General features: G+C 33.4%; 31 protein-coding genes. 2 read left to right on the top strand and 29 right to left on the bottom strand.

From position 1 onward, the window contains the following. Positions 1–191: 191 nt before the first annotated feature. The 29 genes from rpsK to rpsL all read right to left on the bottom strand — a co-directional run bounded on the left by rpsK (position 192) and on the right by rpsL (position 15,109). A complete protein-coding gene (gene rpsK / locus RHP49_03735) occupies positions 192–575 on the bottom strand; it encodes a 30S ribosomal protein S11 (protein ID WNH13373.1) in 384 nt (127 codons plus the stop codon). A 110-nt stretch (positions 576–685) separates the two neighbouring features. Beyond that, complete coding sequence (rpsM, locus tag RHP49_03740; protein WNH13374.1) at positions 686–1,060, bottom strand: 30S ribosomal protein S13; 375 nt, start codon at positions 1,058–1,060, stop codon at positions 686–688. Positions 1,061–1,062: 2 nt separating this feature from the next. Further along, positions 1,063–1,164, bottom strand: a complete 102-nt coding sequence (gene rpmJ, locus RHP49_03745) for a 50S ribosomal protein L36 (GenBank protein ID WNH14372.1) — start codon at positions 1,162–1,164, stop codon at positions 1,063–1,065. Positions 1,165–1,182: 18 nt separating this feature from the next. Then, positions 1,183–1,398 (bottom strand): translation initiation factor IF-1, encoded by a 216-nt coding sequence (gene infA, locus RHP49_03750; protein ID WNH13375.1) that lies wholly within the window; start codon positions 1,396–1,398, stop codon positions 1,183–1,185. Positions 1,399–1,408: 10 nt separating this feature from the next. Beyond that, complete coding sequence (secY, locus tag RHP49_03755; protein ID WNH13376.1) at positions 1,409–2,767, bottom strand: preprotein translocase subunit SecY; 1,359 nt, start codon at positions 2,765–2,767, stop codon at positions 1,409–1,411. A 14-nt stretch (positions 2,768–2,781) separates the two neighbouring features. Further along, positions 2,782–3,234, bottom strand: coding sequence for a 50S ribosomal protein L15 (gene rplO, locus RHP49_03760; protein WNH13377.1), 453 nt, complete (start codon positions 3,232–3,234; stop codon positions 2,782–2,784). A 13-nt stretch (positions 3,235–3,247) separates the two neighbouring features. After that, positions 3,248–3,430, bottom strand: coding sequence for a 50S ribosomal protein L30 (gene rpmD / locus RHP49_03765; GenBank protein WNH13378.1), 183 nt, complete (start codon positions 3,428–3,430; stop codon positions 3,248–3,250). Positions 3,431–3,441: 11 nt separating this feature from the next. After that, the gene (gene rpsE / locus RHP49_03770; GenBank protein ID WNH13379.1) at positions 3,442–3,966 is read right to left on the bottom strand and encodes a 30S ribosomal protein S5; all 525 of its coding nucleotides are present in this window, start codon (positions 3,964–3,966) and stop codon (positions 3,442–3,444) included. Positions 3,967–3,972: 6 nt separating this feature from the next. After that, positions 3,973–4,329, bottom strand: coding sequence for a 50S ribosomal protein L18 (gene rplR, locus RHP49_03775; GenBank protein ID WNH13380.1), 357 nt, complete (start codon positions 4,327–4,329; stop codon positions 3,973–3,975). 10 nt (positions 4,330–4,339) lie between these two features. After that, positions 4,340–4,882, bottom strand: coding sequence for a 50S ribosomal protein L6 (gene rplF, locus RHP49_03780; protein WNH13381.1), 543 nt, complete (start codon positions 4,880–4,882; stop codon positions 4,340–4,342). 17 nt (positions 4,883–4,899) lie between these two features. After that, positions 4,900–5,298, bottom strand: a complete 399-nt coding sequence (gene rpsH / locus RHP49_03785) for a 30S ribosomal protein S8 (protein ID WNH13382.1) — start codon at positions 5,296–5,298, stop codon at positions 4,900–4,902. A 74-nt stretch (positions 5,299–5,372) separates the two neighbouring features. Next, entirely contained in the window at positions 5,373–5,642 is a 270-nt protein-coding gene (gene rpsN / locus RHP49_03790) for a 30S ribosomal protein S14 (GenBank protein ID WNH13383.1), read from the bottom strand. A 3-nt stretch (positions 5,643–5,645) separates the two neighbouring features. Continuing rightward, the gene (gene rplE / locus RHP49_03795) at positions 5,646–6,197 is read right to left on the bottom strand and encodes a 50S ribosomal protein L5 (protein ID WNH13384.1); all 552 of its coding nucleotides are present in this window, start codon (positions 6,195–6,197) and stop codon (positions 5,646–5,648) included. Positions 6,198–6,199: 2 nt separating this feature from the next. Next, positions 6,200–6,511 carry a 50S ribosomal protein L24 gene (gene rplX, locus RHP49_03800; GenBank protein WNH13385.1) on the bottom strand — a complete coding sequence of 104 codons (312 nt, stop codon included), beginning with the start codon at positions 6,509–6,511 and terminating at the stop codon, positions 6,200–6,202. Between the two features lie 14 nt (positions 6,512–6,525). Further along, positions 6,526–6,894 (bottom strand): 50S ribosomal protein L14, encoded by a 369-nt coding sequence (gene rplN, locus RHP49_03805; GenBank protein WNH13386.1) that lies wholly within the window; start codon positions 6,892–6,894, stop codon positions 6,526–6,528. A 2-nt stretch (positions 6,895–6,896) separates the two neighbouring features. Then, positions 6,897–7,154: a 30S ribosomal protein S17 gene (rpsQ, locus tag RHP49_03810; GenBank protein ID WNH13387.1), complete on the bottom strand. Its 258-nt coding sequence runs from the start codon at positions 7,152–7,154 to the stop codon at positions 6,897–6,899. A 12-nt stretch (positions 7,155–7,166) separates the two neighbouring features. Further along, the gene (rpmC, locus tag RHP49_03815) at positions 7,167–7,358 is read right to left on the bottom strand and encodes a 50S ribosomal protein L29 (GenBank protein WNH13388.1); all 192 of its coding nucleotides are present in this window, start codon (positions 7,356–7,358) and stop codon (positions 7,167–7,169) included. Positions 7,359–7,371: 13 nt separating this feature from the next. Next, positions 7,372–7,791 carry a 50S ribosomal protein L16 gene (rplP, locus tag RHP49_03820; protein ID WNH13389.1) on the bottom strand — a complete coding sequence of 140 codons (420 nt, stop codon included), beginning with the start codon at positions 7,789–7,791 and terminating at the stop codon, positions 7,372–7,374. 21 nt (positions 7,792–7,812) lie between these two features. Next, positions 7,813–8,541 carry a 30S ribosomal protein S3 gene (gene rpsC, locus RHP49_03825; GenBank protein WNH13390.1) on the bottom strand — a complete coding sequence of 243 codons (729 nt, stop codon included), beginning with the start codon at positions 8,539–8,541 and terminating at the stop codon, positions 7,813–7,815. A 7-nt stretch (positions 8,542–8,548) separates the two neighbouring features. Further along, positions 8,549–8,956: a 50S ribosomal protein L22 gene (gene rplV, locus RHP49_03830; GenBank protein WNH13391.1), complete on the bottom strand. Its 408-nt coding sequence runs from the start codon at positions 8,954–8,956 to the stop codon at positions 8,549–8,551. Positions 8,957–8,962: 6 nt separating this feature from the next. Further along, a complete protein-coding gene (gene rpsS / locus RHP49_03835) occupies positions 8,963–9,241 on the bottom strand; it encodes a 30S ribosomal protein S19 (GenBank protein ID WNH13392.1) in 279 nt (92 codons plus the stop codon). 3 nt (positions 9,242–9,244) lie between these two features. Continuing rightward, a complete protein-coding gene (gene rplB / locus RHP49_03840) occupies positions 9,245–10,072 on the bottom strand; it encodes a 50S ribosomal protein L2 (protein WNH13393.1) in 828 nt (275 codons plus the stop codon). A gap of 10 nt (positions 10,073–10,082) precedes the next feature. Then, entirely contained in the window at positions 10,083–10,373 is a 291-nt protein-coding gene (gene rplW / locus RHP49_03845) for a 50S ribosomal protein L23 (protein WNH13394.1), read from the bottom strand. 5 nt (positions 10,374–10,378) lie between these two features. After that, positions 10,379–11,008, bottom strand: coding sequence for a 50S ribosomal protein L4 (gene rplD / locus RHP49_03850; protein WNH13395.1), 630 nt, complete (start codon positions 11,006–11,008; stop codon positions 10,379–10,381). Continuing rightward, complete coding sequence (gene rplC, locus RHP49_03855; GenBank protein ID WNH13396.1) at positions 11,008–11,625, bottom strand: 50S ribosomal protein L3; 618 nt, start codon at positions 11,623–11,625, stop codon at positions 11,008–11,010. The genes rplD and rplC overlap by 1 nt, the downstream gene beginning before the upstream one ends. Positions 11,626–11,784: 159 nt before the next feature. Further along, a complete protein-coding gene (rpsJ, locus tag RHP49_03860; protein WNH13397.1) occupies positions 11,785–12,090 on the bottom strand; it encodes a 30S ribosomal protein S10 in 306 nt (101 codons plus the stop codon). 11 nt (positions 12,091–12,101) lie between these two features. Next, positions 12,102–14,228 carry an elongation factor G gene (gene fusA / locus RHP49_03865; protein ID WNH13398.1) on the bottom strand — a complete coding sequence of 709 codons (2,127 nt, stop codon included), beginning with the start codon at positions 14,226–14,228 and terminating at the stop codon, positions 12,102–12,104. Between the two features lie 6 nt (positions 14,229–14,234). Further along, entirely contained in the window at positions 14,235–14,711 is a 477-nt protein-coding gene (gene rpsG / locus RHP49_03870; protein ID WNH13399.1) for a 30S ribosomal protein S7, read from the bottom strand. Positions 14,712–14,734: 23 nt separating this feature from the next. Then, positions 14,735–15,109 carry a 30S ribosomal protein S12 gene (rpsL, locus tag RHP49_03875; GenBank protein WNH13400.1) on the bottom strand — a complete coding sequence of 125 codons (375 nt, stop codon included), beginning with the start codon at positions 15,107–15,109 and terminating at the stop codon, positions 14,735–14,737. A 293-nt stretch (positions 15,110–15,402) separates the two neighbouring features. On the opposite strand from rpsL, the gene RHP49_03880 reads away from it, so the two are divergent. Both RHP49_03880 and RHP49_03885 read left to right on the top strand, forming a co-directional pair. Then, on the top strand, positions 15,403–17,106 hold the full coding sequence (locus RHP49_03880) for a POTRA domain-containing protein (protein ID WNH13401.1): 1,704 nt from the start codon (positions 15,403–15,405) through the stop codon (positions 17,104–17,106). 117 nt (positions 17,107–17,223) lie between these two features. Continuing rightward, complete coding sequence (locus RHP49_03885; GenBank protein ID WNH13402.1) at positions 17,224–20,373, top strand: SusC/RagA family TonB-linked outer membrane protein; 3,150 nt, start codon at positions 17,224–17,226, stop codon at positions 20,371–20,373. Positions 20,374–20,376 lie beyond the last annotated feature (3 nt).

A 20,376-nucleotide genomic window follows, 5' to 3' on the forward strand; every position in this document is an offset into this window, starting at 1 on the left:
TTAAATTGTTATTTAAGAGTGATTATGAATTAAGGTCTTAATCTTATCCTTCGATAATCGTTGATCTCTTGTTGATACTTGTTATTATTTTTTCAGTTTGCAAATTTATGCAAAAAATTAATACCATCTATTAAATAGATGATATTAATTTTATTTACTTGATTTATTTAAAACACGTGGTTTAGACGTGATTAAACTCTTCTTCTTTTTGGAGGACGACATCCATTATGTGGTAATGGAGTAACATCAATAATTTCTGTCACTTCAATTCCTGCATTGTGAATAGAACGAATAGCAGATTCTCTACCATTTCCTGGTCCTTTAACATAAACCTTTACTTTCTTCAAACCAGCTTCTTGTGCTACAGCTGCAGCATCTTCAGCAGCTAATTGAGCAGCATAAGGTGTGTTTTTCTTAGAACCTCTAAATCCCATTTTACCAGCAGAAGACCATGAAATAACATCTCCTTTTTTGTTGGTAAGTGAAATAATGATGTTATTGAAAGAAGCTGTAACGTGAGCCTCTCCAACAGCATCTACAATAACTTTACGTTTTTTTGTGCTTGTTTTTGCCATAATTTCTAGTGCTTAGTTATTAGTTGATAGTCGCTAGAATCCTAAACCATTATAATTTCAAACAGATTCTTTCCAACGTCTAAATACTAAAGACTAAATATTTCTAATTATTACTTAGTTGCTTTTTTCTTGTTAGCAACAGTTTTTCTTCTACCTTTTCTAGTTCTAGAGTTGTTCTTAGTACGTTGACCTCTTAAAGGAAGTCCCGATCTATGACGAATACCTCTGTAACATCCAATATCCATTAAACGTTTAATGTTCAATTGTGTTTCAGAACGTAATTCACCTTCGATAGTAAAAGTTCCAACAGCTTCACGAATACCACTAATTTGGTCATCGGTCCAATCTTGAACTTTAGTACTTTCATCAACTTTAGCTTCTGCTAAAATTTCTTTTGCTCTACTTCTACCTATTCCATAGATATAAGTTAAAGAGATAACTCCTCTTTTGTTTTTTGGTATGTCTACACCTGCAATTCTTGCCATAATTACCCTTGTCTTTGTTTAAATCTAGGATTCTTTTTGTTTATCACGTAAAGTCTACCTTTTCTACGCACGATTTTACAATCTGCACTTCTTTTTTTACTGATGCTCTTACTTTCATCGTATTAGTATCTATAAGTTATTCGAGCCTTCGTTAAATCGTAAGGACTCATTTCTAATTTAACTTTATCTCCTGGTAAAAGTTTAATATAATGCATACGCATTTTACCAGAGATATGCGCTGTCACAATGTGACCATTTTCTAATTCAACACGAAACATCGCATTTGATAATGCTTCTATAATTGTGCCGTCTTGTTCTATTGCTGCCTGTTTTGCCATAGTATAATATTTAAGCTACTGCTTTTCTATTTTTACCTGTTTTCATCAAGCCATCATAGTGTCTATTCAACAAATAAGAATTTACTTGTTGCATAGTATCTATAGCTACTCCAACTAAAATTATTAATGAAGTACCTCCAAAGAACAATGCCCATCCTTGTTGTACGCCCATAAGTTTAACTATAAATGCTGGGAACACAGCAATAAGTGCTAAAAATATAGACCCCGGTAAGGTTATTTGGGACATTATTTTATCTAGATATTCTGAAGTTTCAGAACCTGGACGAATACCAGGAATAAAACCTCCACTACGTTTTAAATCGTCTGCCATTTTATTTGTTGGTACTGTTATCGCAGTATAAAAATATGTAAATACAATTATTAACAACGCGAAAGTTAAATTGTAAGCCAACCCAAAAATATCAGTATAATTTGTTTGTAACCATGCTCCAAAAGCAGAATCCTTTAAGAATGAAGAACCACCAATCCAACTCGGCACAAACATAATAGCTTGAGCAAAAATGATAGGCATAACACCAGAAGCATTAAGCTTTAATGGGATGTATTGTCTAGATCCAGCCATAGCACTTTTTTCATAGCCACCAGAAGCTGTTCTTCTAGCATATTGTACCGCTATTTTTCTAACAGCCATTACAAGTAATATAGCTGCAAGAATGATAACAAACCAAACTACAAGTTCTATTAAAATCATCATTAATCCACCATTACCACCTCCTTCAATTCTAGAAGCATAATTTTGAACAAATGATGCAGGCATACGCGCTATAATACCAACCATTATTAATAATGAAATACCATTACCAATACCCTTATCTGTAATTTTTTCACCTAACCACATTGCAAATATACAACCCGTTACCAAAATAACTATTGATGAGAAATAAAAGGTAAATCCTGTACCTAATAAAAAGGCAGAAGATGGTATACCAAAAGCAGGTTGTAAACTAGCTAAGTATCCTGGAGCTTGAAATAAACATATCAAAATAGTTAACCAACGTGTAATCTGATTAATTTTTTTCTGACCACTAGCACCTTCTTTTTGCAGTTTTTGTAAATAAGGAATTGCTATTCCCATTAACTGAACGACAATAGAAGCAGAAATGTATGGCATAATACCCAAAGCAAATACTGAAGCATTTGCAAATGCTCCACCTGTAAAAGCATTAAGTAAACCCAATAAACCTCCATCAGCTTTATCGGCTAAACCTCCTAATTGGGAAGCATCAATACCTGGTAAAACAACTTGTGCACCAAAACGATAAACTAATAACAGACTCAAACTAACTATGATTCTGTTTCTTAGTTCTTCTATTTTCCAAACATTCTTTAATGATTCTATAAATTTCATACTTATAATAAGTCTTATAAAGTTACAGCTTCTCCTCCTGCAGCTTCAATAGCAGCTTTTGCTGAAGCAGTAAACTTATGAGCAGATACTTTTAATTTAGCTTTTAATTCTCCTCTACCTAAAATTTTAACTAGATCATTTTTTCCAGCTAAACCGTTTGAGAACAATAATTCGAAATCTACTGTATCCTTTATTTTCTTATCATCAACCAATTGTTGTAATGTATCTAAATTGATACCTTGATATTCTACACGGTTAATATTAGTAAAACCAAATTTAGGAACACGTCTTTGAAGCGGCATTTGACCACCTTCAAATCCTAATTTCTTAGAATAACCAGAACGAGACTTAGCACCTTTGTGACCACGAGTTGCAGTACCACCTTTACCAGAGCCTTGACCTCTACCTATTCTTTTTCCTTGATTTTTTACTGAACCTTCTGCAGGTTTTAAATTACTTAAATCCATTTTCAGTTTTATATTATTTTGTTTCTTCAACAGAAACTAAATGTGAAACTTTAGCAACCATACCAAGTATATTTGGTGTAGCTTCATGCTCTTTTACTTGACCAATCTTTTTAAGACCAAGAGCTTCTAAAGTTCTTTTTTGTCTTTGCGGACGATTGATTGCGCTTTTAACTTTTGTTACTTTAATTTTTGCCATCTCTGTCTTTATTAAGCGTTAAAAACTTGTTCAAGTGAAATACCTCTATCTCTAGCAATAGCATTCGCATCTCTTAATTGTAATAAAGCATCAAAAGTAGCTTTTACAACATTATGAGGATTTGAAGACCCTTGTGATTTAGATAATACATCATGTATTCCAACTGCCTCAAGTACTGTTCTAACAGCACCACCAGCAATAACTCCTGTACCAGGAGCTGCAGGAATAATGTTTACTCTTGCACCACCGTATTTACCTTTTTGTTCGTGTGGTAAAGTTCCTTTTATGATAGGAATTCTCACAAGATTTTTCTTAGCATCTTCAACAGCTTTTGCAATTGCACTAGCAACGTCTTTAGATTTTCCTAAACCTTGTCCTACAACACCTGCTTCATCACCAACCACAACGATTGCTGAAAAACCAAATGCTCTACCACCTTTAGTTACTTTAGTAACTCTTTGTACACCAACTAAACGATCTTTAAGATCTAATCCACCTGGTTTTACTAACTCTGCACTTTTATATTTTTGAAACATAATTTCTTAGAATTTAAGTCCTGCCTCTCTGGCTCCTTCAGCTAATGATTTTACTCTACCGTGATATAAATATCCGCCTCTATCAAAAGCGATCGTTTCTACACCTGCCTTTAAAGCTTTTTCAGCAACAGCTTTACCTACTAGAGTAGCCACTTCTGATTTATTTGCTTTAGCAGAACTAATATCTTTATCTCTTGAAGATGCAGCACTGATAGTTTTACCAGATACATCATCAATTATTTGAGCATAAATTTCTTTATTGCTTCTAAAAACAGCTAATCTTGGTTTTGTTTCTGTTCCAGAAACAATTTTACGAATTCTGTTCTTAATTCTTATTCTTCTTTGATTCTTTGTTAATGCCATAACTAATTTTTTAAGCTGATTTACCTGCTTTTCTTCTTATTTCCTCACCAACAAACTTAACACCTTTACCTTTGTAAGGTTCTGGTCTTCTAAAACCACGAATTTTCGCAGCTACTTGTCCTACAAGTTGTTTATCAAACGAGGTTAGTTTAACAATCGGGTTTTTTCCTTTTTCTGAAATAGTCTCTACAGTGACTTCTGGAGCTACATTCAAAATAATATTATGAGAAAATCCTAAGGCTAAATCTAATTTCTGACCTTGGTTTGATGCTCTATAACCAACACCAACCAATTCTAATTCTTTAGTCCATCCTTTAGATACACCTTCAATCATGTTATGCATTAATGATCTATATAAACCATGTTTAGCTTTTTGATCTTTAGAATCAGAAGAACGAGTAACCCATACGCTACCGTCTTCTACTTTTATTTCAATAGAATCGTAATTTTGTGTTAACTCTCCTAATTTTCCTTTTACAGTTACTACGCTATCTTTAACGTCAACTGTTACACCTTCTGGAATGGCTACTGGATTATTTCCTATTCTTGACATTTCTTTCTGGCTTTAAATTAGTAAACGTAACATAAAACTTCTCCACCTACATTATCTCTTTTGGCTTGTTTACCTGTCATTACTCCATGTGAAGTAGAGACAATAGCAATACCAAGACCATTAAGGATTCTAGGTAAGTCATTAGCACCTGCATACTTACGTAAACCTGGTGTACTAATTCTTTGAAGTTTCTTAATTACTGGTTCTTTTGTTTCTTTGTTGTACTTAAGAGCAATTTTAATTGTTCCTTGTACTGATGAATCATCAAACTTATAACTTAAAATATATCCTTGTTCGAATAATATTTTAGTAATGTCTTTTTTCAAATTAGATGCAGGTATTTCAACCACTCTGTGGTTAGCACGCACTGCATTTCTAATTCTCGTAAGATAATCCGCGATTGGATCTGTATACATATTTATTAATTTGCGGTAGTGGTTTTCAAAAAACTCTTTTTCTTGAACCTAAAACCAATTTATAATCTTTTTTATTACCAACTTGCTTTTCTAACACCTGGTATTAAACCTTGGTTAGCCATTTCTCTGAAAGTTACACGAGATATACCGAAAGTTCTCATATATCCTTTAGGTCTTCCAGTTAATTTACATCTATTATGCATGCGAATTGGAGAAGCATTTTTTGGTAACTTTTGTAATGCTTCATAATCTCCAGCTTCTTTTAAAGCTTTACGTTTTTCAGCATATTTTGCTACTGTTTTAGCTCTTTTTACCTCACGGGCTTTCATTGATTCTTTAGCCATATCTTAGTTCTTTTGAAAAGGTAATCCTAATTCGGTTAATAATGATTTTGCTTCTTTATCAGTTTCTGCAGTCGTTACAAATGTAATATCCATACCTGATATTTTATTGACTTTATCAATATTTATCTCTGGAAAAATAATTTGTTCAGTAATTCCTAAATTGTAATTACCACGTCCATCAAATCCTGTAGCTTTAATACCGTTAAAATCTCTAACACGTGGAAGTGCAGAAGTTACTAAACGATCTAAAAACTCATACATTTTTTCACCACGTAAAGTAACTTTCACACCAATTGGCATGCCTTTACGTAATTTAAAAGATGCAACATCCTTTTTAGATAATGTAGATATCGCTTTTTGTCCAGATATAGTAGTTACTTCTTCTACAGCGTAGTCGATTAACTTTTTGTCTGCAACTGCTGCTCCAACTCCTTTAGATATTACTATCTTAGTAAGTTTAGGAACTTGCATTACATTCTTATATCCAAATTCGTCTGTAAGAGCAGCAATTATTTTGCTTTTATACTCTTCTTTAAGTCTAGGTGAATATGCCATAACTATATTACTTCATTAGATTTTGTTGAAAATCTTACTTTTTTATCGCCTTCTACTCTATAACCAATTCTTGTTGTTTCTCCTTTTGAAGTTAACAATGATAAATTAGAAATATGAATAGCAGCTTCTTTCTCTACGATTCCTCCTTGAGGATTTTGTGCACTTGGTTTAGTATGTTTCTTAACCATGTTTACACCCTCAACAATCGCCTTGTTCTTTTCTATCAATACTTTTTGTACTTTACCTTCTGATCCTTTATGATCTCCAGCAATTACTTTTACAGTATCTCCAGTTTTTATTTTAAGCTTTCCCATCTTAATATTCTGTATTAAAGCACCTCTGGTGCTAATGATACAATCTTCATGAATTGTTTATCACGAAGCTCTCTAGCAACAGGACCAAATACACGTGTACCTCTCATCTCACCCGTTGGGTTTAATAAAACACAAGCATTATCGTCAAATCTTATATAAGATCCGTCTGGTCTTCTTACTTCTTTCTTAGTACGCACAACAACTGCTGTAGAAACTGCTTTTTTCTTAATGTTTCCATTAGGAGTTGCATCCTTAACAGAAACAACTATCTTATCACCTACAGAAGCATATCTTCTTTTAGTTCCTCCTAAAACACGGATAACTAAAACTTCTTTTGCTCCAGTGTTGTCTGCTACTTTTATTCTTGATTCTTGTTGTAACATAATTACTTAGCTCTTTCTATTATTTCAACTAATCTCCAACATTTAGATTTACTTAAAGGTCTTGTTTCCATGATCTTTACAGTATCTCCAATATTACAATCGTTCGTTTCGTCGTGCGCAACATATTTTTTTGTTTTTAACACGAACTTACCATACATAGGGTGCTTTACTTTTTTAACCTCTGCAACAACTATTGATTTTTGCATTTTGTTACTAGTAACAACTCCTATACGTTCTTTTCTTAAATTTCTTGTTTCCATCTTTCAGCAGAATTATTGTAATTCTCTTTTAGTTAATTCAGTCGCAATTCTAGCTACAGTTCTTCTAATTGAACGTAATTGAATTGGATTTTCTAAAGGAGATATTGCATGAGCCAATTTTAGGTCTGAATAACTCTTTTTTGTTTCACCAAGTTTCTCTTGTAACTCAGCTACAGATAATTCTTTAATTTCTGATTGTTTCATAATATCAAATAAATTATGCTTCGTAATCTCTAGCGATTAAAAACTTAGTTTTTACTGGCAATTTTTGAGCTGCTAAGCGTAATGCTTCTTTAGCTACATCTAGAGGTACACCTCCAATTTCAAAAATTACTCTTCCTGGTTTACATACTGCAACCCAGTATTCAACGGCACCTTTACCTTTACCCATACGTACTTCAAGAGGCTTTTTTGTAATTGGCTTGTCTGGAAATACTTTTATCCAAAGTTGCCCTTCTCTTTTCATGTAACGTGTAGCGGCAATACGAGCTGCTTCAATTTGACGAGATGTCAAAAACGTTGAATCTAACACTTTTATTCCAAAAGTTCCGTTTGAAAGTTGGTTTCCTCTTTGAGAAAGACCTTTCATACGTCCCTTTTGCTGTTTACGAAATTTTGTTCTTTTAGGCTGTAACATTTTTCTTTACTTTATAAAAAATTACTTTCTACGACGAGGGTTCGATTTATTATTTCCACCACGTCCTCCGGCTCCACCTTTTCCTTGCTTTTTGGACATTCCAACAAGCGGAGAAAGTTCTCTTTTACCATATACTTCACCTTTCATGATCCATACTTTAACACCTAATCTACCATAAGTAGTATGTGCCTCAACTAAAGCATAATCAATATCGGCTCTAAAAGTTGATAAAGGAATACGTCCTTCTTTGTAGTGTTCAGAACGTGCCATTTCAGCTCCATTTAAACGACCACTAATCTGGATTTTAATCCCTTCAGCATTCATACGCATTGTAGCAGCAATAGCCATTTTAATAGCACGTCTGTATGAAATTCTGTTTTCAATTTGACGAGCAATGCTAGATCCTACTAAAAATGCATCAAGTTCAGGTCTTTTAATTTCAAAGATATTAATCTGAACTTCTTTTCCAGTAATTTTCTTAAGTTCTTCTTTTAACTTGTCTACCTCTTGACCGCCTTTACCAATAATGATACCTGGGCGAGCCGTTGTGATAGTAACGGTTACAAGTTTAAGAGTTCTTTCGATAATTACTCTACTAACACTAGCTTTAGATAAACGTGCGTGAACATATTTTCTAATTTTATCGTCTTCGGCAAGCTTATCTCCATAATCATTACCTCCGTACCAGTTAGATTCCCATCCTCTGATAATACCTAAGCGATTCCCGATTGGATTTGTTTTTTGTCCCATATCTATCTTAGCTTTGTGTGTTATTTTTTGCTCCAACTACGATTGTTACGTGGTTTGAACGTTTTCTTATTCTGTGTGCACGACCTTGAGGAGCTGGACGTAATCTTTTTAACATAGATCCGCTATCAACTTTTATCTCTTGTACAATCAATTCAGCCTCTTCAATATTAGCTTCTTCGTTTTTAGATTGCCAGTTTGCAATTGCAGACAATAACAATTTCTCTAAACGACCAGATGCTTCTTTTTGGTTGAATTTTAATATATTAAGTGCATGTTCTACTTTTTCGCCTCTTACTAAATCAGCTACTAAACGCATTTTTCTCGGTGATGTAGGACAGTTATTAAGTTTAGCAAAAGCAACTTGCTTTTTAGCTTCCTTAATAGCGTCTGCCATTTGTTTTTTACGACTTCCCATAGCTTACTACTTTTTACCTTTATTTTTAGCACCTGCATGTCCACGGAATGAACGTGTTGGTGAAAATTCTCCTAATTTATGACCTACCATATTTTCAGTAACATATACTGGTACAAATTGACGGCCATTGTGAACTGCAATTGTTTGTCCAACAAAATCCGGAGTAATCATACTTGCTCTTGACCAAGTTTTGATTACTGTTTTTTTGTTAGTTTCAACATTAACAGCTACTTTCTTTTCTAATTTATAATGAACGTAAGGTCCTTTTTTTAATGATCTTGCCATGTCTTATTTCTTTCTACGTTCTACAATATATTTATTACTTGCTTTAGTCTTAGAACGGGTTCTGTAACCTTTAGCTGGAATACCGTTTCTAGAACGAGGATGTCCACCTGAAGACTTACCTTCACCACCACCCATTGGGTGATCAACTGGATTCATAACTACTGGTCTCGTACGTGGTCTTCTACCTAACCATCTAGTTCTACCTGCTTTACCTCCTACTAATAATTGATGATCTGAATTAGACACAACACCTATTGTAGCCATACAGTTAGCAAGAATTAATCTTGTTTCACCTGAAGGTAATTTAACAGTTGCAAACTTACCATCTCTTGCCATTAACTGAGCAAAAGCACCAGCACTACGAGCCATAACAGCTCCTTGACCTGGACGTAATTCTATACAAGAAATAATAGTTCCTAATGGAATTTGACTTAATGGCATTGAATTTCCAATTTCAGGAGCAATACCTTCTTGACCAGATACTACATTTTGTCCAACCTGTAAACCATTTTGAGCAATAATGTATCTTTTTTCGCCATCTTGATAGTTCAATAATGCAATAAAAGCTGTTCTGTTTGGATCGTATTCAATAGACTTAACTTCTGCTGGAATTCCAGTTTTGTTACGTTTGAAATCGATAATACGATACTTTCTTTTATGACCTCCACCTATATAGCGCATGGTCATTTTTCCTTGACTGTTTCTACCACCAGACCTTTTGTTCGGAACGAGTAAACTCTTTTCCGGCTTATCAGTAGTTATGGCGTCATAACCATTTACTACTCTAAATCGCTGTCCTGGTGTGATTGGTTTTAATTTTCTTACTGACATTTGTCTTTAATTACATGTTACTGTATAAATCAATCATTTCACCTTCCGCCAGTTGTACAATTGCTTTTTTAACAGCATTTGTTTTACCATGTTGAATACCTGTCTTTGTATGACGAGTTCTTCTATCTGGACGGACATTTATAGTACGAACTTTTTCAACAGAAACACCATAAGCAGCTTCAACTGCTTTTTTGATTTCTACCTTGTTCGCCTTTGTATTCACTGCGAATGTATAGCAGTTGTTTAACTCGCTATCAGCTGTCGCTTTTTCTGTGATTATAGGTTTAATTAAGATATTCATTGTTTCTATTTACTTAAATTTGTTTCAATTCCTTCTAAAGCTCCTTCTAAAAGCACAATTTGATTTGCATTTAAAATCTTATAAGTGCTTAATTCTGAAGAAGTTACAACTTCAGAGCTTTTTAAATTGCGCGATGACAAATATACATTATTATTTGACCCACCCAACACAAAGAGAGATTTTTTGTTTTCTAAATCTAAAGCCTTTAAAACAGCTGTAAAATTCTTAGTCTTTACAGTGTCAAAATTAAAGTCTTCTAAAACTACAATTGACTTCTCTCCTGCTTTGATACTTAAGGCAGATTTACGTGCCAAACGCTTCACATTTTTATTAAGTTTGAAGCTGTAATTTCTAGGTCTTGGACCGAACATACGACCACCTCCTTTAAATACACCAGACTTAATACTACCTGCTCTTGCTGTACCAGTTCCTTTTTGCTTTTTAATCTTACGCGTACTTCCAGAAATCTCAGCTCTTTCTTTCGATTTGTGAGTTCCTTGACGTTGGTTTGCTAAATATTGTTTAACATCCAAATATACTGCGTGATCATTAGGCTCAATAGCAAACACATCCTTAGAAAGGTCTGCCTTTCTACCTGTGTCTTTTCCGTTTATATCTAAAACTGCTATCTTCATTACTTTCTAATAATTACATAAGAGTTTTTGTGACCAGGCACACAACCTTTAACCACAAGTAAGTTCTTTTCAGCAACTACTTTTAAAACTCTTAAATTTTGAACTTTAACTGTGTCTCCACCCATTCTTCCTGCCATTTTCATTCCTTTGAAAACTCTTGCAGGGTAAGATGCAGCTCCAATAGATCCTGGCGCTCTTAAACGGTTATGTTGACCGTGAGTAGCTTGACCTACACCACCGAAACCATGACGTTTTACAACACCTTGAAATCCTTTACCTTTAGATGTTCCTGCTACATCAACAAATTCACCTTCAGCGAAATGTTCAACAGTGATTGCATCTCCTAATTTGTACTCCGCATCAAAACCTTTAAATTCAACGATTTTGCGTTTTACAGAAGTTCCTGCTTTTTTAGCATGACCTAAGTCAGCTTTAGTAGCGCTTTTTTCTGTCGCGTCATCGAAACCTAATTGAACAGCTTTATAACCGTCAACTTCTTCAGTTCTGACTTGGGTAACGATACATGGTCCAGCTTCGATAACTGTACAAGGAATGTTTTTTCCGTTGTCATCAAAGATGCTGGTCATACCGATTTTTTTTCCAATTAACCCAGACATAATTATTTATTTAATTTATTACTTATTTAAAATATTTCAGGGACAAAATACCTTTCGTCCCTGAAATGCATTTTACCGTTTTTCCTTAACCAATCGTTAAGGACATGTTTAAAACTTATCGTTTCTTTTCATGAGATTCCTGCCTTCGCAGGAATAACACTAAACTTTGATCTCTACTTCAACACCACTCGGTAATTCAAGCTTCATTAACGCATCAATTGTTTTTGATGACGAAGAGTAAATATCTAATAATCTCTTGTAAGAGCTTAATTGAAATTGTTCTCTTGATTTCTTATTTACGTGTGGAGAACGTAATACAGTGAAAATTTTCTTGTGAGTTGGTAATGGAATTGGTCCAGTTACAACAGCACCAGTACTCTTTACTGTTTTTACAATCTTATCAGCAGACTTATCTACTAAGTTATGATCGTAAGACTTTAATTTTATTCTGATTTTTTGACTCATTTTCTTAGATTTTAAGCTTCAACACCTTTAGCTGCTTTAATCACTTCTTCAGATATATTTGAAGGTGTTTCGGCATAATGTGAAAATTCCATTGTTGACGTTGCACGACCTGAAGATAATGTTCTTAATGTTGTTACATATCCAAACATTTCTGATAATGGTACAGTTGCTTTTACAGTTTTTGCACCAGCTCTATCACCCATATCACTTACTTGTCCTCTTCTTCTATTTAAATCTCCTACAATATCACCCATATTTTCTTCAGGAGTAATTACCTCAAGTTTCATAATAGGTTCCATTATTACTGCTTTTGCAGCTTTAGCTGAATTTTTAAATCCAAGTTTAGCAGCTAATTCGAAAGATAATTGATCCGAATCCACATCATGGTATGATCCATCTCTTAACGTTACTTTCATAGCGTCAACTTCGTATCCTGCTAATGGTCCATTAACCATTGCCATTTTGAATCCTTTTTCAATAGAAGGAATAAATTCCTTAGGAACATTACCACCTTTAATTACAGATTCAAATTGAAGTCCTGTTACACCTTCATCAGCTGGCTCAATCGTAAATACGATATCGGCAAACTTACCACGACCACCAGATTGTTTCTTATAAACCTCTCTATGATCTGCAGATTGTGTAATAGCTTCTTTGTACTCTACTTGTGGCTGACCTTGGTTTACTTCAACTTTAAATTCGCGACGTAAACGATCAACAATAATATCTAAGTGAAGCTCACCCATTCCAGAAATAATAGTCTGTCCTGAAGCTTCATCAGTTCTAACTGTAAATGTTGGATCTTCTTCTGCTAATTTAGCTAAAGACATACCTAATTTATCAACATCAGCTTTAGTTTTAGGCTCAACCGCAATACCAATTACTGGATCAGGGAAGTCCATAGATTCTAAAACAATAGGATGCTTTTCATCAGACATCGTATCTCCAGTCTTAATATCTTTAAATCCTACAGCTGCTCCAATATCTCCTGCTTCGATATAATCGATAGCATTTTGTTTATTAGAGTGCATTTGATAGATACGAGAGATACGCTCTTTTTTACCTGAACGGTTGTTCAAGATATAAGAACCAGCATCTAAACGACCAGAATATGCTCTAAAGAATGCTAAACGACCTACGAAAGGATCGGTAGCAATTTTAAATGCTAAAGCAGCAAACGGCTCCTTTACATCTGGCTTACGTAATTCTTCTTTCTCAGTATCTGGGTTTACACCTACAATACCGTCTTTATCCATTGGAGAAGGCAAATAACGACATACAGCATCTAATAAGAATTGTACACCTTTATTTTTGAAAGCAGAACCACAAATCATTGGAATAATAGCCATATCCATTACAGCAGCTCTAAGTGCAGCGTGCACTTCTTCTTCTGTAATAGAATCTTCATCTTCCATGAATTTCTCTAAAAGATTTTCATCGTAAGTCGCTACTTCTTCAATAAGTAATGCTCTGTATTTTTTAGCTTCAGCTTTTAATTCCTCTGGAATTTCGATAACATCAAAAGTCGCCCCTTGAGTTTCATCATGCCAAATAATAGCTCTATTTTTTACTAAGTCTACAATACCTTTAAAATCTATTTCGTCACCAATGTTTAAAACGATTGGCACAGCATTAGACTTTAACATATCTTTTACTTGTTGACAAACACCTAAAAAGTTAGATCCTTGACGGTCCATTTTATTAACGAAACCAATTCTAGGCACTTTATAGTTATCGGCTAGTCTCCAGTTAGTTTCAGATTGAGGCTCAACACCATCAACCGCACTAAATAAGAATACTAAACCATCAAGTACACGTAAAGAACGATTTACTTCAACAGTAAAATCAACGTGGCCCGGTGTGTCAATTATATTAAAATGGTAATCTTTTGCATCCGCAGTAGGCTGCCCATTCTCCATAGGGAATTTCCATTCACAAGTTGTAGCGGCAGAAGTAATTGTAATACCTCTTTCTTGCTCTTGTTCCATCCAGTCCATTGTCGCAGCACCGTCATGTACTTCTCCAATTTTATGAGAAACTCCTGTATAATAAAGAATACGCTCTGTAGTAGTGGTTTTTCCTGCATCAATATGCGCAGCAATACCTATATTTCTAGTTAATCTTAAATCTCTTGCCATTTCCTATTAAAATCTAAAGTGAGAGAATGCTTTATTTGCTTCTGCCATTTTGTGAGTATCAACTCTTTTCTTAACAGCCGCTCCTTCTTCTTTAGCTGCTGCTAAAACTTCTGACGCTAAGCGTAATGCCATAGATTTTTCGTTTCTTTTTCTTGAATAGCTAATTAACCATTTCATTGCTGTTGAAACTTTTCTATCTGGACGAATTTGCATTGGAATTTGAAATGTCGCACCACCAACTCTACGACTACGTACTTCTACGTGAGGCATAACGTTTGATAGAGCATCTTTCCAGATTTCTAAAGCTGTTTTTTCTTCGTCAGTTTTTTTTGAGTCTACAATATCAATTGCATCGTAGAATACTTTAAAAGCTACCGATTTCTTCCCATCCCACATCATCATATTAACGAAACGAGTTACTAACTGATCGTTAAAACGTGGATCTGGTAAAAGCGGTCTCTTTTTTGCTGCTCTTTTTCTCATGTCTTCTTCTTAAAGTTTTTTTATTACTTCTTAGGGCGTTTTGCACCATACTTAGATCTACGTTGCGTTCTACCTGAAACACCAGCGGTGTCTAAAGCTCCACGAACTACGTGATATCTAACTCCTGGTAAATCTTTTACCCTTCCACCTCTAACCAATACTATCGAGTGCTCTTGTAAATTGTGACCTTCTCCACCGATGTATGCATTTACTTCGTTTCCGTTTGTTAAACGAACCCTTGCTACCTTACGCATTGCTGAGTTAGGTTTTTTAGGTGTCGTTGTATAAACACGAGTACACACACCACGTCTTTGAGGACACGAATCTAAAGCAGCCGATTTACTCTTCTTGGTTATTTTGGCTCTTCCTATTCGTACTAATTGTTGAATTGTTGGCATATAAATTATATAATATATTTAATAATCCTCTTTTAAGAGGGCTGCAAAGGTAAAAATTAAAATGAATAATTCAAACCCTAATTCATTAATTTTCACAACATAGCCAATATTTTTTTTAAGCCCTTATGTTACCACTAAATTTAAAGCGTAATTATCGTGCTTATTTTCTAATAATTTAAAATTTCTTAAAGCAATTATCACAAAGCGATTCCAATAGAAATAAAAAATTATACAGCCCCCATATTATAAGTATAGATTTTCCGTTAGATTTACACAAAAAAGTTATTTGTAGCGTGATAAAACCTTTTTACTTATTCCTTATTATATATTCACTTTTATCAGCAAAGATATATTGCCAAAACTTCCATCTAAAAGTTTACGGAAATTCTGAATACGAAACACAAACTATAGATTCATTAAACTACTTAAAAACACATTTTGATTTTAACTCTATAAAACTTGAAGTTGATTCTATCCAAAAAGCACTTTATAGAATAGGTTATATCGAACATAAATTAACCCCAATAAAAAAAGAAAACGATTCTACATTTATTGCTCACTTTCATTTAAAAAAAAAATTCAACACCATATATATATATTATGCTAAAAACTCAATAAGCACAGAGATTTTAAATTTAATTTCAAAAGATGTTTTTGAGGATTACTTCATAATAAAATTCAGTGAAACCGAGAGCGTATTAAATTTTATAAATTCAAAAATTTCAAATCAAGGACTCCCCTTTTCTAAATTAAGGTTGTCAAATATTAAAGCATTAAAAAACCAAACCCTAACAGCTGAACTTATTATTGAATCTAACACAAGAAAAAGAAATATTAGCAATATTATTATTAAAGGCTATGAAAAATTTCCTCGTTCTTACTTAAAAAACTATTTAAACATTAAACCTAATCAATCTTTTAACTTAAGCCTAATAAAAAAGAAAACAGAACAGCTAAATGATTTAAAATTTGCAAACCAAATAAAAGCCCCTGAAGTTTTATTTTCAAAAGACTCTACATCCTTATATTTATATTTAGAAAAAGCCAAAAGCAATTCGTTTGATGGATTTTTAGGATTTGGCACCAATGAAGAAACTAACAATTTGGAACTTGATGGGTACTTAAATTTAAATCTGACAAATAATTTAAATTTTGGAGAAACCTTTAGACTACTTTATAAAAGTGACGAAAACGATCAAAAGACTTTCGATACCAATTTAACACTTCCTTATATATTCAAATCACCTATTGGAGTTGATTTGCAATTACGCATTTTTAAAAGAGACTCATCTTTCACAACCATTAATCAATCTGCAAAGCTGCATTACCAAATTAATTCTAAACATAAAATATACGCTGGTTTATTAAATTTAGAATCTAACAACCTATTAACAGAAAATACTACAACTAATAATATAGCAGATTACAAAACATCATATTACTCTTTTGCATATGAGTTTATAAAACAACAATCTTATAATTTTTTATTCCCTGTAAATTCTAAATTTTATTTTGAAGCTAATTTTGGCAAAAGAAAACGAAAACGAATAGACGAATCTCAAAAGCAATCACAATTTACTATTGATGCTTTTAAAACTTTTAATCTTAACCTTAAAAACAGCATTTATATTAGAGTAAATAGTTCAACATTAATTTCTAACACCTACTTAGAAAATGAATTATTTAGAATTGGTGGCATTAATTCTATTAGAGGATTTGAAGAAAACAGCTTACTAGCATCATCATTTGGCATTATTAATAGCGAATACCGATTACAATTAACGAATAGTATCTACATAAATTCTATTACAGATGTCGCCTATTTTGAAAATAAAATCCTAAACACAAGAGAAAAACTCTTTGGATACGGTTTTGGGTTCGGTATTTTAACCAAAGCAGGACTACTTAAATTTAATTATGCCAATGGCAAATTAGAGAATCAAAAATTTAAACTATCAAATTTTAAGATACACATCAGTATAACTACAGATTTTTAGCATTTTTCTAATATTTCCTTAAAATTCGCACCTATAAAGCAAATTTTAATCATTATTTGTTGTTTTATTAACTTTTTATTGTGATTTTTGACACTGACTAATTCAAATAATTATAAAATGAAAACAAAGTTTAGTGGAATTCTAACGCTATTACTAGCGTTTGTAGTGCAACTAACGTTAGCACAAGAAAAGACAATTTCAGGTACGGTATCAGATGGATCTGGCTTACCCCTTCCTGGAACAACTGTCTTAGTTAAAGGTACTAGATCTGGTACATCAACAGATTTCGATGGTAAATATTCAATTAAAGCAAATACAGGAGCCACTCTTGTGTTTAGTTTTGTTGGGTATACTACAAAAGAAATCGCAATTGGTTCTTCCAACACAATTAATGTTACAATGGAAGAAGACGCAGAGTCTTTAGAAGAAGTTGTTATAACAGCAGCTTTAGGTATTAAGAGAGAAAAAGCTTCTTTAGGTTCCGCAGTTACTACTGTAAATTCTGAAAAACTTAATGAAGGATCTCAGGCCAATATAGCAGATGCTATTAAAGGTAAAGTTGCTGGTGTAGTTATATCTAATGCTTCTACAGATCCTGGTGCCTCTTCTGGTGTCATAATTAGGGGTATAAGTTCCGTTGGCGGAAGTAATCAACCTTTATATATTGTTGATGGTGTGCCAATCAATAATGGTTCAAATTTTTCTGACAGTTTAAATGGTGGTTACGATTTTGGTCGTGGTTCACAAGATATTAACCCAGATAATATAGAATCTATTTCTATTTTAAAAGGTGCTTCAAGTACAGCGTTATACGGTTCTAGAGCTGCAAATGGTGTTATTATAATTACTACAAAAAAAGGAAGTAAAGAAAAATTGAGCGTTGATTTTTCAAGTTCTGTATTTTTCTCAGATTTGTTACGTGCACCTAAATACCAAAATCAGTTTGGTCAAGGTTGGGATGGTCAGCATTTTTTAGGAGAAAATGGTTCTTGGGGACCACGATTTGATGATAGCACGAAAGTTTGGGGTAATATAGTTAACAATTCGCAAAAGCTTAAGCGTTATGCGTTTCAAGAAGATCAGCTAAGAAACTTTTTTGATATTGGTGAAACCTATATTAATAATGTAGCAGTTTCTGGAGGATCTGGTAATACGATTGGGAGAGTTTCTTTTAATAATACAAGCTCTGATGGTATTTACCCAACAACCGCTGATAGTTATGAAAGAAATACTTTTACTCTATCATTTCAATCAAAAATGGATTTTTTAACCTTTGGTGGAACATTAAATTATATTAATACTTCTGGTAGTGCCGTTGCAACAGGTCAGGGACTTTCAGTAATCAACAATTTAATGCAGATTCCAAATGATATTGATATTACAGAATTTAAAGACTACAAGAATGATCCATTTAATAATGTGGACAATTATTATACACCTTATGGTGTTACTAACCCATATTTCACATTAAATGAAGACGGTAGTGGGTACTTAAAAGAACGTCTTTATGGAGCTTTTGATATATCTGCAGAAATTAATAGTTGGTCTAGTATAGGTTATAGATTTGGTATAGATCAGTATTCAGATAACACGAAAATTTGGCAGGCTATTGTAGACGCATCTCCAGGAAGCCCTAATGATGATACAACTACAGAGCAACCTGGGTCTTATGCAGAAGGGACAAATATTGTAAAACAATTTAATCACGATCTTTTTTATAATTTAGATTTAAATATTTCTGAAAAGTTTAATATAGCTTCAACGTTTGGGTTTAACTATAATGACAGATTTTCAACTAGTATTTCATCATCAGTGAGCTCCCAAGATATTCCAAATTTTTATTCTTTGTCGAATTCAGCTGCTACTCCAATAACAGCTTCTTCAATTAATAAAAGGAGATTATATGGAGTATTTAACTCTACAACATTCTCATACGATGATATGTTGTATATTACTGGTAACTTAAGAAACGATTGGTATTCTACACTTCCAGTACAAAATAGATCTGTATTATACGGTGGTGTAAATGGATCTTGGATATTTACAAATACATTCCCTGAAATAAAAAAAGTTGTAAGTTATGGTAAATTAAGAGTTGGCTATGGTGAAACTGGTGTAGACACTGGTGCTTACCAAGTGCAGTCTGTGTTTGTTTCTGGATCTATAGATAATCAAGGTTTTAGAACACTTGCATTTCCTGCAGGAGGACTTAATGCTTTTGAAGTTGGAAACAGACTTGAAAGTCCAAACTTAAAACCTGAAAGAAGAAAAGAGTTTGAAATTGGTGGTGAAATTTCGTTTTTTAAAAATCGTATTTCTTTAGACGTTACTTATTACGATGCAAAAGTGGAAGATCAAATTTTGAGCTTACCTCTAGCTGCTACTTCTGGTTATACGACTCAGACAGCTAATGTTGGTACAATATCTAATAAAGGTATCGAAGCATTAATTAATTTTAGTATTTTCAGAAATTCTGATGGTTTTAATTGGGATACATCAATCAATTACACAAAAAACGAATCTATTCTTGAAGAATTGGATGATAGACTTGACCAAATAGACTTAGGAGGATTAAGCACTATTGGACTAGTTGCAAGAGAAGGCCAGCCTTTGGCTTTATTAGAAGGTAGTGTACCACAACGAGATCCTAATGGAAATATAGTAGTAGACGCTAATGGTGTGCCAATTGCATCCCCTATAAAAGAGGTTTATGGTGATACTCAGTATGATTATACTTTAGGTGTTTCAAACAATTTCTCATATAAAGGATTATCTTTTGGTTTTAGTTTAGATATAAGACAAGGCGGGTTAATGTACTCAAGAACGGCTGATATTACACGATTTACTGGTAACTCGATTACTACAACAATAAATGATAGAAATGCTTATATAGTTCCTGGCTCTGTGCAGGAAGTTTTACCTGGTACTTTTGTTACTAATACTATTGCAATAGACAATGAGCACTGGGATGATTATTATCGTGCTATTGCAAATGAAAGAGAAACTGTTATTGATAAGTCTTTTGTTAAGTTAAGAGAGGTGACTCTTGGATATAAATTTTCAGATAAAATTATAGGAAAAACACCATTCGATCATTTATCTATAACTATTGTTGGTAGAAATCTTCTACTTTTCACACCAGAATCTAACCAATATATCGATCCTGAAGTATCTACTTTCGGTACTGATTTAAATAGTCAATTTGGTGAGTTTAGTGCTAACCCTTCTACAAGAAGTGTTGGTGTAACATTGAAAGCTAAATTTTAATTA

It is taken from the genome of Flavobacteriaceae bacterium HL-DH10, assembly GCA_031826515.1.
Taxonomy (GTDB): Bacteria; Bacteroidota; Bacteroidia; order Flavobacteriales; family Flavobacteriaceae; genus Thalassobellus; species Thalassobellus suaedae.

Bases quoted from the DNA above. Each gene is read 5' to 3' on its own strand.
- rplO (WNH13377.1), bottom strand. From the start codon at position 3,234: ATGGATTTAAGTAATTTAAAACCTGCAGAAGGTTCAGTAAAAAATCAA.
- rplR (WNH13380.1), bottom strand. From the start codon at position 4,329: ATGGCATTAACAAAGAATCAAAGAAGAATAAGAATTAAGAACAGAATT.
- RHP49_03885 (WNH13402.1), top strand. From the start codon at position 17,224: ATGAAAACAAAGTTTAGTGGAATTCTAACGCTATTACTAGCGTTTGTA.
- rplN (WNH13386.1), bottom strand. From the start codon at position 6,894: ATGTTACAACAAGAATCAAGAATAAAAGTAGCAGACAACACTGGAGCA.
- rpsK (WNH13373.1), bottom strand. From the start codon at position 575: ATGGCAAAAACAAGCACAAAAAAACGTAAAGTTATTGTAGATGCTGTT.
- rpsQ (WNH13387.1), bottom strand. From the start codon at position 7,154: ATGGAAACAAGAAATTTAAGAAAAGAACGTATAGGAGTTGTTACTAGT.
- rplB (WNH13393.1), bottom strand. From the start codon at position 10,072: ATGTCAGTAAGAAAATTAAAACCAATCACACCAGGACAGCGATTTAGA.
- rpsS (WNH13392.1), bottom strand. From the start codon at position 9,241: ATGGCAAGATCATTAAAAAAAGGACCTTACGTTCATTATAAATTAGAA.
- rpsN (WNH13383.1), bottom strand. From the start codon at position 5,642: ATGGCTAAAGAATCAATGAAAGCCCGTGAGGTAAAAAGAGCTAAAACA.
- rplE (WNH13384.1), bottom strand. From the start codon at position 6,197: ATGGCATATTCACCTAGACTTAAAGAAGAGTATAAAAGCAAAATAATT.
- rplP (WNH13389.1), bottom strand. From the start codon at position 7,791: ATGTTACAGCCTAAAAGAACAAAATTTCGTAAACAGCAAAAGGGACGT.
- rpsM (WNH13374.1), bottom strand. From the start codon at position 1,060: ATGGCAAGAATTGCAGGTGTAGACATACCAAAAAACAAAAGAGGAGTT.
- rplD (WNH13395.1), bottom strand. From the start codon at position 11,008: ATGAAGATAGCAGTTTTAGATATAAACGGAAAAGACACAGGTAGAAAG.
- rpsJ (WNH13397.1), bottom strand. From the start codon at position 12,090: ATGAGTCAAAAAATCAGAATAAAATTAAAGTCTTACGATCATAACTTA.
- rpmC (WNH13388.1), bottom strand. From the start codon at position 7,358: ATGAAACAATCAGAAATTAAAGAATTATCTGTAGCTGAGTTACAAGAG.
- rplW (WNH13394.1), bottom strand. From the start codon at position 10,373: ATGAATATCTTAATTAAACCTATAATCACAGAAAAAGCGACAGCTGAT.
- rplC (WNH13396.1), bottom strand. From the start codon at position 11,625: ATGTCTGGGTTAATTGGAAAAAAAATCGGTATGACCAGCATCTTTGAT.
- rpmD (WNH13378.1), bottom strand. From the start codon at position 3,430: ATGGCAAAAATTAAAGTAACAAAAGTTAAAAGCGCAATCAATCGTCCG.
- secY (WNH13376.1), bottom strand. From the start codon at position 2,767: ATGAAATTTATAGAATCATTAAAGAATGTTTGGAAAATAGAAGAACTA.
- rpsH (WNH13382.1), bottom strand. From the start codon at position 5,298: ATGTATACAGATCCAATCGCGGATTATCTTACGAGAATTAGAAATGCA.
- rpsG (WNH13399.1), bottom strand. From the start codon at position 14,711: ATGAGAAAAAGAGCAGCAAAAAAGAGACCGCTTTTACCAGATCCACGT.
- infA (WNH13375.1), bottom strand. From the start codon at position 1,398: ATGGCAAAACAGGCAGCAATAGAACAAGACGGCACAATTATAGAAGCA.
- rpsE (WNH13379.1), bottom strand. From the start codon at position 3,966: ATGTTTCAAAAATATAAAAGTGCAGAGTTAGTAAAACCAGGTGGATTA.
- rpsC (WNH13390.1), bottom strand. From the start codon at position 8,541: ATGGGACAAAAAACAAATCCAATCGGGAATCGCTTAGGTATTATCAGA.
- rplV (WNH13391.1), bottom strand. From the start codon at position 8,956: ATGGGAAGTCGTAAAAAACAAATGGCAGACGCTATTAAGGAAGCTAAA.
- rpsL (WNH13400.1), bottom strand. From the start codon at position 15,109: ATGCCAACAATTCAACAATTAGTACGAATAGGAAGAGCCAAAATAACC.
- rplX (WNH13385.1), bottom strand. From the start codon at position 6,511: ATGGGAAAGCTTAAAATAAAAACTGGAGATACTGTAAAAGTAATTGCT.
- rplF (WNH13381.1), bottom strand. From the start codon at position 4,882: ATGTCAAGAATAGGAAATAATCCAGTAGCCATTCCAGAAGGTGTAACA.
- fusA (WNH13398.1), bottom strand. From the start codon at position 14,228: ATGGCAAGAGATTTAAGATTAACTAGAAATATAGGTATTGCTGCGCAT.